The organism is Falsiroseomonas ponticola (assembly GCF_016805305.1).
GTDB classification, from domain to species: domain Bacteria; phylum Pseudomonadota; class Alphaproteobacteria; order Acetobacterales; family Acetobacteraceae; genus Falsiroseomonas; species Falsiroseomonas ponticola.
In genome coordinates, this window is record NZ_JAERQN010000003.1 from 176,073 (window position 1) to 188,636 (window position 12,564).

Annotated in this window: 12 protein-coding genes; 5 read left to right on the top strand and 7 right to left on the bottom strand. The window is 74.1% G+C overall.

Going from position 1 to position 12,564, the window contains the following annotated elements:
• Positions 1-17 precede the first annotated feature (17 nt).
• The 3 genes from JJI54_RS32655 to JJI54_RS11365 form a co-directional block, all read right to left on the bottom strand.
• On the bottom strand, positions 18-2,384 hold the full coding sequence (locus JJI54_RS32655) for a methyl-accepting chemotaxis protein (protein ID WP_203073101.1): 2,367 nt from the start codon (positions 2,382-2,384) through the stop codon (positions 18-20).
• Positions 2,385-2,515: 131 nt separating this feature from the next.
• On the bottom strand, positions 2,516-3,367 hold the full coding sequence (locus JJI54_RS11360; RefSeq protein WP_203073102.1) for a S1C family serine protease: 852 nt from the start codon (positions 3,365-3,367) through the stop codon (positions 2,516-2,518).
• A 104-nt stretch (positions 3,368-3,471) separates the two neighbouring features.
• A complete protein-coding gene (locus tag JJI54_RS11365) occupies positions 3,472-4,002 on the bottom strand; it encodes a DUF3237 domain-containing protein (protein WP_203073103.1) in 531 nt (176 codons plus the stop codon).
• Positions 4,003-4,125: 123 nt separating this feature from the next.
• Between JJI54_RS11365 and JJI54_RS11370 the strand changes: the two genes are divergently transcribed.
• Entirely contained in the window at positions 4,126-5,766 is a 1,641-nt protein-coding gene (locus tag JJI54_RS11370; protein WP_203073104.1) for a tannase/feruloyl esterase family alpha/beta hydrolase, read from the top strand.
• 74 nt (positions 5,767-5,840) lie between these two features.
• On the opposite strand, the gene radC is transcribed toward JJI54_RS11370, so the two are convergent.
• The 4 genes from radC to JJI54_RS11390 form a co-directional block, all read right to left on the bottom strand.
• Positions 5,841-6,599, bottom strand: a complete 759-nt coding sequence (gene radC, locus JJI54_RS11375; protein ID WP_203073105.1) for a RadC family protein — start codon at positions 6,597-6,599, stop codon at positions 5,841-5,843.
• 78 nt (positions 6,600-6,677) lie between these two features.
• Positions 6,678-7,076 carry a DUF2306 domain-containing protein gene (locus JJI54_RS11380; protein ID WP_203073106.1) on the bottom strand — a complete coding sequence of 133 codons (399 nt, stop codon included), beginning with the start codon at positions 7,074-7,076 and terminating at the stop codon, positions 6,678-6,680.
• A gap of 228 nt (positions 7,077-7,304) precedes the next feature.
• The gene (map, locus tag JJI54_RS11385; protein WP_203073107.1) at positions 7,305-8,111 is read right to left on the bottom strand and encodes a type I methionyl aminopeptidase; all 807 of its coding nucleotides are present in this window, start codon (positions 8,109-8,111) and stop codon (positions 7,305-7,307) included.
• Between the two features lie 91 nt (positions 8,112-8,202).
• Positions 8,203-9,090: a methyltransferase domain-containing protein gene (locus JJI54_RS11390; RefSeq protein WP_203073108.1), complete on the bottom strand. Its 888-nt coding sequence runs from the start codon at positions 9,088-9,090 to the stop codon at positions 8,203-8,205.
• A 76-nt stretch (positions 9,091-9,166) separates the two neighbouring features.
• On the opposite strand from JJI54_RS11390, the gene JJI54_RS11395 reads away from it, so the two are divergent.
• The 4 genes from JJI54_RS11395 (at position 9,167) to grxC (ending at position 12,498) form a co-directional block, all read left to right on the top strand.
• Positions 9,167-9,781: a cysteine dioxygenase family protein gene (locus tag JJI54_RS11395; RefSeq protein WP_203073109.1), complete on the top strand. Its 615-nt coding sequence runs from the start codon at positions 9,167-9,169 to the stop codon at positions 9,779-9,781.
• A gap of 87 nt (positions 9,782-9,868) precedes the next feature.
• A complete protein-coding gene (locus JJI54_RS11400; protein WP_203073110.1) occupies positions 9,869-11,452 on the top strand; it encodes a rhodanese-like domain-containing protein in 1,584 nt (527 codons plus the stop codon).
• The gene (locus JJI54_RS11405) at positions 11,442-12,209 is read left to right on the top strand and encodes a ComF family protein (RefSeq protein ID WP_318987488.1); all 768 of its coding nucleotides are present in this window, start codon (positions 11,442-11,444) and stop codon (positions 12,207-12,209) included. The genes JJI54_RS11400 and JJI54_RS11405 overlap by 11 nt, the downstream gene beginning before the upstream one ends.
• 31 nt (positions 12,210-12,240) lie before the next feature.
• Positions 12,241-12,498: a glutaredoxin 3 gene (gene grxC / locus JJI54_RS11410; RefSeq protein WP_203073111.1), complete on the top strand. Its 258-nt coding sequence runs from the start codon at positions 12,241-12,243 to the stop codon at positions 12,496-12,498.
• The last annotated feature ends 66 nt before the right edge of the window (positions 12,499-12,564 follow it).

A 12,564-nucleotide genomic window follows, 5' to 3' on the forward strand; every position in this document is an offset into this window, starting at 1 on the left:
GCCCCCAGCCCCCGGCATCACGCCGCCTTCGCCTCCCCCGCCGCGACCAGCGCCGCCAGCCGGCGCCGGGTCGTCTCCTCCAGCCCTTCCAGCCGGCCGCGCAGCTGCCCCTGGCCGGCCGTCACCACCACCAGCGTGGCACCCGCCATGCCGAGTTCCGGCACGCTGACGCGGCACCGGTCGCCCGGCCGCGCCGGCAGCGCCGCCAGCAGCGCCATGCCGCCTTCGGAAATGTCGGCCACGCGGCCCGCCACCGCCATCCCGTCCGGCCCCGTCACCGTCGCCGGCGCGTCGCAGCGGCGGCGCGGTGCCTGGCGCCGGTCCACTTCCGGGGTGGAGCTGCGCACCACCGCCACCAGCGTCTGCTTCAGCGCCGCCACCGCCGCCCCGGCCAGGCCCGTCTCGCCCCGCACCTCCGTCAGCAGCGCCGTCGTCGTCGCCGTCTCCCGCGACACCTGCGCGATCCGCTCCGCCACCTCGCGCGCCGAATGGGTGGTCTGGCCGATGATGCCCGCGATCTCCCGCGTCGTGACGGCCTGCTCCTCCACGGCGGAGGCGATGGCGGCGGCCGCCACATCCACCTCCGCCACCGCGCCGGCGATGGCGCGCACCGCGCCCGTGGCGGCTTCCGTCGCGGCCTTCACCTCGGTGATCTGGCGCGTGATGTCGTCGGTGGCGCGCGCGGTCTGCGCGGCCAGCTGCTTCACCTCCCCGGCCACCACGGCGAAGCCCTTGCCGGCCTCGCCCGCGCGGGCGGCCTCGATCGTGGCATTCAGCGCCAGCAGGTTGGTCCGCGCCGCCACATCGGCGATCAGCGCCGCCGCGCCGCCGATCCGCGCCACCGTCTCCGACAGGGCCTGGATGGCCAGCGCGCCGCGCTCGCCCAGTTCCGTCGCCCCCCGTGCCGCGCCCGCCGTGCGCGACACCTGGGCGGAGATCTCCCCGATCGAGGCCGTCAGCTGCTCCGTCGCCGTCGCCACGGATTGCGACGCGGCCAGGGATTGCGCCGCGGCGGTCGCGACCGAGGCGCCGTCCCGCGCGATCGCCTCCGCCGATCCGCCGACCGAATCGGCGCCGGCGCGCAGCCGCTCCATCCGCGCCGTCACCTGGTCGATCGCCGCATGCACCTCATGGTCCACGCGGTCCGCCATGGCGCGCAGCGCCGCGGCGCGGTCGGCCTCCGCCGCCAGGCGCTGGCGGGCCGCCTCCGCATCCACCTCCTGCGCGCGCCGCGTCACCAGGCGCAGCGCCTCCGCCGCCGCCAGCACGCCATCGACCTCATCCCCGCCCGGCGCCGTGCGGCGCTGGGCGATGGGCTGCTCCACCTGCCCATCCGCCACCCGCGCCAGGGCGTCCACGGCGCGGCGCAGCGGCCCGGCGACCGCGCGCCCCAGCCAGGCCAGCACGCCCAGCACCAGCGCGATGCCGCCCAGCGCCAGCAGGATGGCCACCAGCAGGACCAGGCGCTGTTCCTCCCGCCGCTGGTCCACCAGCGCTTCCAGCGCCCGGCCCGCCTCCCGCTGCGCGGCCACCACCGCCTCGATCGCCCGGGTGGAGCCGGCGAACCAGGCCGGCGCCGCGATGGGATAGGGCGCGCCCTGGTCGGCCGCCGCCAGCACCGAACGGCGCAGCGGCAGCAGCGTGTCCTGCCACGTCGCCACCGCCTCTCGCAGCCCCTGCGCGACCGGCGCGGGAAGGCCCTCCGCCAGCGTGGCGGTGCGGGCCAGCGCCTCCTCCGCCCGCGCGGCGAAGCCGCCCAGCGCGCGCTGTTCCGCCGCACCCGGCGCACGGCCCTGGGCGATAAGCCCGTTCATCATGCCGCGCTCGCGCCCCGCCTGTTCCGCGGCCTCCGCCAGCGTGGCCCGCAGCGTGGCGAGCTGCGCGCCAAGGTCGCTGCTGGTCAGCGACCGCGCCTCCAGCAGCCCGCGCAGCGCCGCCAGCGCATCGATCTGCGCCGTGGCCGCGGCGAACCAGGCGGGCGGCGCCGGCAGGGTCGCGCTGCCGCGCGGCGCATCGATCGCGGCCCGCATCGCCGCCACCCGCGCCCGCGCCTGGTCGAGCCTGGCCCGCGCCTCCTCCAGCCCCGGCAGCGCCTCCAGCGCCTGGCCCAGCGCGGCCTCCGCCTGGTGGCGCGCCGCGCGCGCGGCCTCCATCGCGGCCGGGGTCGCGGCGGCGGGGTTGGCCAGGATGCCGTTGGTGGTGCCGCGTTCCACGGCCAGCGCCACGCCGGCCTCCACCATCAGCGCCACCCGGGCATTCACGGCCCGCTGCCGTTCCGCCATCCCGGCCTGGTGCGCGGCGGAAAGCCCGGCCTGGCCGAGCAGCAGCACGACTCCCGCGCCCAGCAGCAGCACGGGCAGGAGGATCTTGAGGCGAAGGGACAAGGCGGCGTTTCCTGCATCGGGGCGCCCCGCTGAAGGGGGCACTGGGATACAGGTTGCCTGGCCGATGCTAATGGCGTGTCAACGTTCGGATCGCGCCGTGCTACGCGGGGCTCGCGGGCCGCGCCGGGACGCTACCCCATGCAGCGCATGAACAGGGTGGAGGGATGCGCGATCTCCCCCACCTCCGCCGCGCTGCGCGCGGGCTGCTCGGCCAGCGTCGGGTTCACGCCGTTGGCGCGCAGGAAGGCCAGCGCCTCCGTCCCCTTCACAGCGAAGTTCACGTTCTGCGGGATGTCGCCGGTGCGCTGCGCGATGCGCTGCGCATTGAGCTTGGAGACGATGACGCCCACCACCTGGCCCGACATGTCGAGCAGCGGCCCGCCCGAATTGCCGGGCTGCACCGGCGCGCTGATCTGGTACTGCCGCTGGTTGTCCGCGAGGCCCGCCAGCGCCGAGATCTCCCCGGTCGTCAGCGTGGGGCCGGAGGAAAGCAGCCCCGCCAGCGGGAAGCCGTAGGTCACGACGCCCTCGCCACGGCGGACATTCACGTCCCGCCGGAAGGGCAGGGGGGGGCCGGCTTCCGCCGGCACCTCCACCAGCGCCAGGTCGCGGTCCCGGTCGCTGGCGATCACGCGGGCGGGCAGGTCCGCGCCGCCCGGCACGCGCACCCGCACGGCGCGGCAATCATCGATGACGTGGTGGTTGGTCAGCGCCCGGCCTGGCGCGACGACGAAGCCGGTGCCGGAGGACACCATCCGCCCCGTGCCCGCGCCGGGCTGCGGCGCGCCCGGCTTGCCCGGCACGCCGGCCTGCGGGCCGGGCGGAAGCGCCGGCGGCTTGGTGGTCGGCAGCGGCGGGAAGCCCGCCTGCGGCCCGGGCGAGGCGCCCGGCGCGGCGGGCTGGGGCTTGCCCTGCCCCATCGCATCCCCCCCGCCGATCAGGCCGAGGAGAAGGGCGGGTAGCAGGGCGGTGCGGAGGTTCATGGCCCGGCAGGATGGCGGGGCGCCGCCATCCCGGTCAACCTTGCCGAAACAGCGTGAAACGCCGGCCACCCCGCCCCGGCCCCGCCGCCGGGCAGGGCCGGCGATCAGGCCAGGCTGTACACCCGCACCAGCACCGCGAGCCGCGGCCGCAGGCTGTGCAGCGTGCCGACGAAGGCAAGCCGGTTCAGCCAGGCATGCGGCCCATCCGGCGCCGTCACCTCGATGGTCGAGAAGCGGTAATCCTCCGCCCCCTCCCGCGGCGCGACGACGACCTTGTTCAGCACGGTGATGATGGCGCCGTCCTCCGCCTGCATCTCGTACAGCGCCTCCAGCCGCCGCACGCCGTCGCGCCGCACCAGCTGCCGGTCCGCGCCGCCGGGCAGCACGCGGCCGCGGATGCGCGGGCCGGCGAAGACCCCGCCCGTGATCGGCACCATCCGCCGCTCGCCCAGCGGGCCATCCCCCATCGCCAGCGTCGGCGCCAGCTCCACCAGCGCTTCCCAGACGAATTCGCTGCGCGGCAGCACCAGCGGCACGTTGGGCTCCAGCGGCGGCGCGCCTTGCGCCAGGGCCGTTCCCGATGCCAGCATGCCCATCGCCCCCAGCGCCGCGCGGCGCGTGATCCTGCCGTCCATGGCCACCCTCCCTTGCCCGGGCGTCGCAGGAAATCCTGGCGCCCCGTCGCTTGATTGTTATACACCATAACCATCAAGCGAGCGGCGCGCCAAGCGCCGTCTTCTGGGGGAGGGCCCGCCACCATGATGTCCCGCCACGCCCGGCTGCTGGGATCGGCGCTCGCGCTGACCGGCAGCTTCGGCACCGCCGCGCTGGCGCAGGGGCGCGCCTGCGCCGACCTCTCCGCTCTCGCGCGCCCCGACCTGCGCATCACCCGCGCGGAGGCCATCCCCGCCGGCACCCTGCCCGCCGAGAACCGGGGCCGCGCCGCCCTTGCCGGGCCGGACCGCGCGCCGATGCCGGCGCATTGCGTGGTGGATGGCATGATCGCGCCGCGCAGCGGCGTCGGCGGCGTCTCCTTCGGCACCGGCTTCCAGCTTCGCCTGCCGGAGGCGTGGAACGGCAAGCTGCTGTTCCAGGGCGGCGGCGGCATGGATGGCGTCGTCGTGGAGGCGACGGGCGTCGTCCCCATCGCCGGCGCCACCGCCGCGCCCGCGCTGATGCGCGGCTATGCCGTGGTCTCCACCGATGCCGGCCACCAGGGGCAGGATACGCGCGACGCCACCTTCGGGCTCGACCAGCAGGCGCGCTACGACTACGCCCAAGGGTCCGTGCCGGCGGTGACGCGGGAGGCGACGTCGATCCTCGCCAGCCGCTACGGCCGCGCGCCGGAACGCCGCTACTTCATGGGCTGCTCCAATGGCGGCCGGCAGGGGATGCTGGCGGCGCAGCGGGACCCGCTGCTGTTCGACGGCATCGTCGCCGGCAATCCCGGCTTCCGGCTGAGCCGCGCCGCCGTCGCCCAGGCCTGGGACGTGCAGGCGCTGCTTCGCGCGGCGCCCCGCGACGGGGAGGGCCAGCCCGTGCTCGCGGCCTCGCTGACGCCGGCCGACATGACGCTGGTGGCGAATGCGGTGCTGGAAGCCTGCGACGGCGCCGATGGGCTGCGCGATGGCCTGATCCAGGCGCCCGCCGCCTGCCGCTTCGACCCCGCCAGCCTGCGCTGCCCCACCGCCGAGAAGACCGCCACCTGCCTGGCGCCGGCGCAGGTGGAGGCGCTGCAGACCGTCTTCGGCGGCGCCCGCAACAGCCGGGGAGAGGCCGTCTATGCCAGCTGGCCCTGGGATGCGGGCATCGCCTCCCCGGGCTGGCGCGCCTGGAAGCTCGGCACCTCGCAGACCGGCCGCCCCAACGCCCTGAACGCGACGCTGGCGGCCTCCTCGCTCGGCTATTTCTTCCTGACGCCGCCGCGGCCGAACCTGAACCTGGCGGCCTTCGACTTCGACCGCGACACGGCGATGACGGCGCAGACGGCCGCGATCAACGACGCGACGGGGACGATGCTGTCGAGCTTCGCGCATCGCGGCGCCCGCCTGCTGGTCTTCCACGGCAACAGCGACCCGGTCTTCAGCGCGAACGACATCACCGCCTACTGGCAGGAGCTGGCGCGGGATAATGGCGGGGCGGAAGCACTCGGCGCCTTCGCCCGCCTCTTCATGGTGCCCGGCATGGCGCATTGCGGCGGCGGCCCGGCGATGGAGGATTTCGACCCGCTGGCCGCGCTGGAAGCCTGGGTGGAACGGGGCGAGGCCCCCGCGCGGATCGTCGCCCGCGGCGCGAGCTTCCCAGGGCGCACCCGCCCCCACTGCCCCTTCCCGCAGCAGGCCCACTACACCGGCGGCGATCCAGAACGAGCCGAAAGCTTCGAGTGCCGCGCGCCGTGACTTGAAAAGCCCTCTCCCCCGGCGGGGGGGGTTGGACGCATGCGTCCAGCGGTGGGTGAGGGGGGCGCCCCTCCCTACAGCAGCCCCTCCCGCCTGAACGACAGGTGCCGCCCGTTCCCCATGATCAGGTGGTCATGGACGACGATGCCCAGCACCTTCGCCGCCGCCTTCACCTCCTGCGTCATCTCGAGATCCGCGCGCGACGGCGTGGGATCGCCGGAGGGGTGGTTGTGCACCAGGATCAGCGCCGTCGCCTGCAATTCCAGGCAGCGCTTCACCACCTCCCGCGGATAGACCGGCGTGTGGTTCACGGTGCCCTTCGCCTGCGCCTCGTCCGCGATCAACCGGTTCTTGCTGTCGAGGAACAGGATGCGGAACTGCTCGATGCTCTCCCGCGCCAGCGCGGCGTTGAGGTAGCCGATCAGCCGGTCCCAGTTGTTCAGCACCGGCTGGTCGCGCACCTCCGCCCGCATCAGCCGCAGCGCCGCCCCATGCACGGTCTTGAGCGCCGCGGCCCCGGCCTCCCCCATGCCCTCGACCTCCTGCAATTCGCGGGCGGGCGCGGCGATGGCATTCGCGAAACTGCCGAAGCGGGCCAGCAGCGCGCGGGCGATGGGCTTGGTGTCCCGCCGCGGCAGCGCCTGGAACAGCAGCATCTCCAGCATCTCATGGTCCAGCAGCGCATCCGGCCCCGCCGTCAGCAGCCGGGTCCGCATCCGCGCGCGATGGCCGAGATGCCCGGGCGGCGCCGCATCGTCGGGGCGGGAGGCGGCCTCCGGGAACAGCCCTTCCAGGCTCGCGGTGGCTTCGGCGAATTGCGGCTTCCGGGCCATCTTGTCCCCGCGGCGTTCGCCGCCGAGGGTGCAACGATCCCGCCCCCTTGTTCAACCCCTGCGTTCATCGGCGGCAGTTCACCAGCCGAAGACGACGGCGCCCATGATCCGCCCCGGCAGCATGGTGGCGGCGCCCGCGATGATCAGCCCGCCGAAGAAGATGGAGATCATCAGCCGGCCATGGGCGGCGGCGTTCCCCCGCCGCACCCGCAGCACCGCCAGCGGCAGCATCACCAGCACGCCGAGGGAGATCAGGTGGATGTAGGAATAGTGGTGATCCCGCGCGGCGCTGGTGATCCAGAAGGAGGACAGCGCGACGGCCGCCATCAGCACCACCCAGACCCGGCCAAGATGGCGATGCGGCAGGGTGCCGCGCGGCGCCACGAGCTGCACGGTGCCGAGCCCGAGGGCCGCGATCGCGGAGAAGGCGTGCAGCTGCACCATGGCGGGCGCGGCGAGGAGCGGGGCGAGGGTCACGACGGGCTGTCCTGTATGTGTATGTGAGTGACATTCACATAAAGCGGCCCCGCCAGGGGGTCAAGACGAAAAAGCCCCCTTCCAGGCCGGAAGGGGGCTCGATCGCCCCGACGATGCCGGGCGGGGCCAGACCGGCTTCAGCGTCGGCAGCGACGCTGAAACCGTCCAGAGGTTTGTTTTCACGCATGTTCCAGGCCGCCGGGCGATCCAGCCCGACTTGGCCATGCGTCAGGGTCCGTAGGGCGGCCGGTGCAGGCCCATGGGGGAGATGGTGAAGATCTCCACGCCGTCCTCGGTCACGCCCACCATGTGCTCGAACTGGGCGGAAAGGCTGCGGTCCCGCGTCACGGCGGTCCAGCCATCGTCCAGGATCTTCACCTCCGGCCGCCCGGCATTCACCATCGGCTCCACGGTGAAGAACATGCCGGGCTTCAGCGTCGGCCCTTCGCCCGGCCGGCCGAAATGCAGCACGTTCGGCGGTTCATGGAAGCGCCGGCCGATCCCGTGGCCGCAGAAGTCGCGCACCACGCTGAAGCGGTGCTTCTCCACGAAGACCTGGATGGCGTGCCCCACATCGCCCAGCGTGGCGCCCGGGCGGATCGCGGCGATGCCGCGCATCATCGCCTCATAGGTCACGTCCATCAGCAGCTTCGCCTTGGTGGAGGCCTGGCCCGCCACATACATGCGGCTGCTGTCGCCGTGCCAGCCATCCAGGATGACGGTGACGTCGATGTTGATGATGTCCCCGTCCAGCAGCACGCGCTCGCCCGGGATGCCGTGGCAGACGACGTGGTTGATGCTGGTGCAGGACGATTTGGTGTAGCCGCGGTAGCCGAGCGTCGCGGGGATGGCGTGGTTCGCCAGCGTGAAGTCGTGGATGATCCGGTCCAGCGCCTCCGTCGTGATCCCCGGCTTCACATGCGGGGTGATCATGTCGAGCGTCTCGGCCGCCAGGCGGCCGGCGCGGCGCATCCCCTCGAAATCGGCGGGGGAGTGGATCGTGATGCGGCGGCTTTCGCCGCCCTGCTGCTCCATCGTGGTCTGACCGTCCGGGCTGGCGTGAGGAATGTTCAATAAATGCGCCGCGCCCACCCGCGTTGCAAGCGCGCGCAGGCGCGGGGCTGCCCTACCCGAAAGGCGTCTCGCCGGTCTTCCGCTCCACCGTGCCCAGCGCATCCGCCAGGCGATGCGTGGCGCTGCCGGGCCGTGCCGGCTTCTGCTGGCTGTCATGCGGCGACCAGCCCGTCAGCACCATCAGCCGCAGCACCGGGTCGATCCCCTCCGGCCCCTTGGGCAGGCTGGCCGCCGCCATGGGCAGCAGGGCGCGGGGGGGTGTGCGCCGGTCCGCCGCCAGCACCGCATTCGCCTCCCCCGCCGCGCGCAGGTCGCCGAACAGGCCGAGCGCCGTGCGGTAGGCCAGCGCGACATTCTCCAGATCCGCCACCGGCAGCGCGAAGCCCGCGCGCTGCAGCAGCCCTGCGCCGTCGCGCAGTTCCGGGAAGGGCGAGACCCGCGGCGAGATGCCGCCCCGCAGCGCCGCCTCCGCCTGGCCGAGCGCATCCCGCAGCGGCTGCAGCGTGCCGAGCACGGGGAGGGAGGCCAGGAACAGCCCATCCGGCGCCAGCGCGCGGCGGATCTGCACCAGCGCGCCGGGCAGGTCGTTCACCCAATGCAGGGAGACGGAGGCCACGATCAGGTCGAAGGACCCCGGGGCGAAGGGCAGGAATTCCTCATCCCCCGCCACGGCCAGGCCCTCGCCCCCCGCCCCCAGCATGGCGGCCGAGAGGTCCATCGAGACGACGAAGGGAATGCCGCGCGCCCGCAGCCGCTGCGCCACCACGCCCCGCCCGCCGATCTCCAGCGCCCGGGTGAAGCGCCGCGTGGTGTCGTCGAGGCGATCCAGCAGCCGGTCGGCGCAATCCTCCAGCACCGGCGCCACGCGCCCCACCGTCCCCGCCGCCCTGTCCCGCCGCCGTCGCACCAGGGCCCGGTCGAACACCGTCATCGCATCCATGGCATCGCAGATGCCCCCGCTTCGCCCCGCCGGCAAGCCGCGCTACGCTCCCCGGACAAACCGGAGGATGGCCCCCATGAACGTCACCGATGCCTCGGCCGCCCGCGCCGCCGCCGTCGCTTCCACCATCGACCGCATCCGCGCGATCGAGGCCGAGATGGGCGTCACCCGCCCGGCGCTCGCCAAGATCCGGGACGAGCTGATGGCGCTGGCCGCGCAGGAACACCTCTTCCCCAGCCACGTCTTCCCGCCGCCGGAGGCCGGCGCCAAGGGCGCCAACCGCTATCTGCTGCAGGAAGACGCCGACAACCGCTTCGCGCTCTATCTGAACGCGCTGAACCCCGGCAACCGCACCAAGCCGCATGACCACACCACCTGGGCGGTGGTCGTGGCGGTGGAGGGGCAGGAGCTGAACAAGGTCTATGCCCGCACCGATGACGGTTCGGACCCCGAGCGCTGCCAGATCCATGTCGCGGAGGAGATCATGGTGGAGCCCGGCCGGGGCATCTGCCTGATGCCGGAGGACATCCACTCCATCCACACCCTGGGCGACGTCCCCACCCGCCACCTGCACATGTACGGCCTGGCGCTGGAGAAGCTCGAGGACCGCAAGGGCTATGACGAGGAGACGGGCGCCGTCACCCTCTACAACAAGGCCTTCATGAAGCCGACGGCGCAGCCCAAGGCCTGACCCCGAAGCCCTCTCCCCCCACCGGGGGGAGAGGGTTGGGTGAGGGGGGCCTCCCCACCCGCGCCACCCCTGTTGCACGGACCCCGCATGGCCCCCGCGATCAGCCCGAAGACCCTGAAATCCTGGCTCCGCGACGGCGCCGAACTGGCGATCCTGGACGCGCGGGAGGAAGGCGAGTTCAGCGCCTCCCACCTCTTCTGGGCCGTGCCCTGCCCCCTGTCGCAGGCCGAACTCCGCGCCCCCCGCCTGCTGCCCCGCCGCGCCACCCGCATCGTCTGCGTCGATGGCGGCGAAGGCGGATACGCCGGCAAGCTCGCCGCCTTCCTGGCGACCATCGGCTGCACCGCCCTCCACATCCTGGAAGGCGGCACCAGGGCCTGGGAGGAGGCGGGCTACGAGCTCTTCTCCGGCTTCAACGTGCCCTCCAAGGCCTTCGGTGAGTGGGTGGAGCACCATTACGGCACCCCCTCCATCGATGCCGCCGACCTCGCCGCCATGCAGGCTTCCGGCCAGGACATGATCGTGGTGGACAGCCGCCCCATCGCCGAATTCCGCGCCATGTCCATCCCCGGCGCCATCGACGTGCCGGGCGCGGAACTCGCCTACCGCGTCCCCGCCATGGTCCCGAACCCCAGCACGACGGTGGTGGTGAACTGCGCGGGCCGTACCCGCTCCATCCTGGGGGCGGAAAGCCTGCGCCGCGCCGGCCTGCCCAACCCGGTCGTCGCGCTGCGCAACGGCACCATGGGCTGGGAACTCGCCGGCTTCACCTGCAACCGCGGCCGCGATGACCGCTACGCCCCCGGCACGCCCCCCGATGCGGCGGAGACACTGGCCCGCGCGAAGCGCTTTGCCGATGCCCATGGCGTGCGTTGGATCACCCGCGCCGCGGCGCAGGACCTGCTGGCCGACCCCGCCCGCACCACCCACCTCTTCGATGTCCGCGACCCCGCCGAATACGCGGAGGGCCATATCCCCGGCGCCATCTCCGCCCCCGGCGGCCAACTCGTGCAGGCCACCGATGGCTGGGTCGCGACGCGCCATGCCCGCATCCTCCTGGCCGACGATACCGGCACCCGCGCCGCCATGACCGGCGCCTGGCTGCGCCAGCTTGGCGGGTGGGAGGTCTTCTGCCTGACGGACGCCATGGAGGGCCGGCTCGAATCCGGCCACCCCGCGCCCGCCATCGCCGCCCTGCCTAAGCCCCGCACCATCAGCCCCGCCGACCTCGCCGCGCGCCTCGCCGCCGGCGGCGCCACCGTGGTCGATTGCGGCCGCAGCCTGGCCTTCCGCGCCGGCCATATCCCGGGCGCGCTCTGGGGCGTCCGCACCCGCCTCGCGCCGCTCGCCCCCCGCCTGCCCGCGGACCGCCTGGTGGTGGTCACGGCGCCAGACCCGGCGCTGGCCGCGCTCGCCGCGGCCGAACTTGGCCCGCTCGTCGCCGCCCCGGTCGCGGTGCTGGAGGGCGGCACCGCCGCCTGGGCCGCCGCCGGCCTGCCGCTCCACGCCGACCGCCGCGACCCCCCCGACGCCGCCTGCATCGATACCTGGCTCCGCCCCTATGACCGGAACGAGGGCGTGGAGGAGGCGATGCGCGCCTACCTGGCCTGGGAGATCGACCTGGTCCATGCTGTGGAGCGCGATGGCGACGCCCCCTTCGGTGCCTGGTAGCCTCCCGCTCCTGAAGCGCCTCGGCCTCGGCGTGCTCGACGCCGTGATGCCCCCGCATTGCCTGACCTGCGAGGAAGCGGTGGAGGTGCAGGGCACGCTCTGCGCCGCCTGCTTCCGCGGCCTCCATCGCATCACCGCGCCGATGTGCCCGCGCTGCGGCGTGCCCTTCCTGCATGGCGGGCAGGGCGGGCCGGGGGGGCTCTGCCCCGGCTGCCTCGACCACCCGCCCCGCTACGACACGGCCCGCGCCGCGCTGCGCTACGACGCCGCCAGCCAGCGCCTGATCCTGCCCTTCAAGCATGCGGACCGGCCGGAACTCGCGGGGCCGCTCGCCGCCCACATGGCGCGGGCCGGCGCCGCGCTGCTGGCGCGCTGCGACCTGGTGGCGCCGGTGCCCCTGCATTGGCGCCGCCTGTTCAGCCGCCGCTACAACCAGGCGGCGCTGCTGGCCCAGCGCCTGGCCCGCGCCGCGCACCGCCCCTGCATCCCGGACCTGCTGGCCCGCCGCCGCCCCACCCCCCCGCTCGGCGAACTCGGCGCCGCCGCCCGCGCCGCGCTGGTGGCCGATGCCTTCGCCATCCGCCCCCGCGCCATCTCCCGGCTGCGCGGCCGCCGCGTGCTGCTGGTGGATGATGTGATGACGTCGGGCGCCACCGCCGATGCCTGCGCCCGCGCCCTGCTGGAAGCCGGGGCCGCCGCCGTCGATGTCCTGGCCGCCGCCCGCGTCCCCGACCCCAGACTGCAACAGGAGGCTTGACCATCCCGCCGGGCGGGACGATCTCACTCCCATGGCCAAGATCGAGATCTACGTCCAGGATTTCTGCCCCTACTGCGCGCGCGCGGTCGGGCTTTTCCAGAAGAAGGGCGTGCCCTTCGAGGAAATCTACGCGCCCAACGGCTCCGACGCCCGGCGCGACGCCACCACGCGCTCCGGCGGCCGCACCACCGTGCCCCAGATCTTCATCGATGGCCGCCATATCGGCGGCTGCGACGACCTGGTGGCGCTGGACCGCAAGGGCGGGCTGGATCCGCTGATCGCCGCCTGAGCCACCTTGCTGGCCCTCCCGCCACGGGGGTGCCAGATTGCCGCGCCACACGCTGCCCGCCAGGGG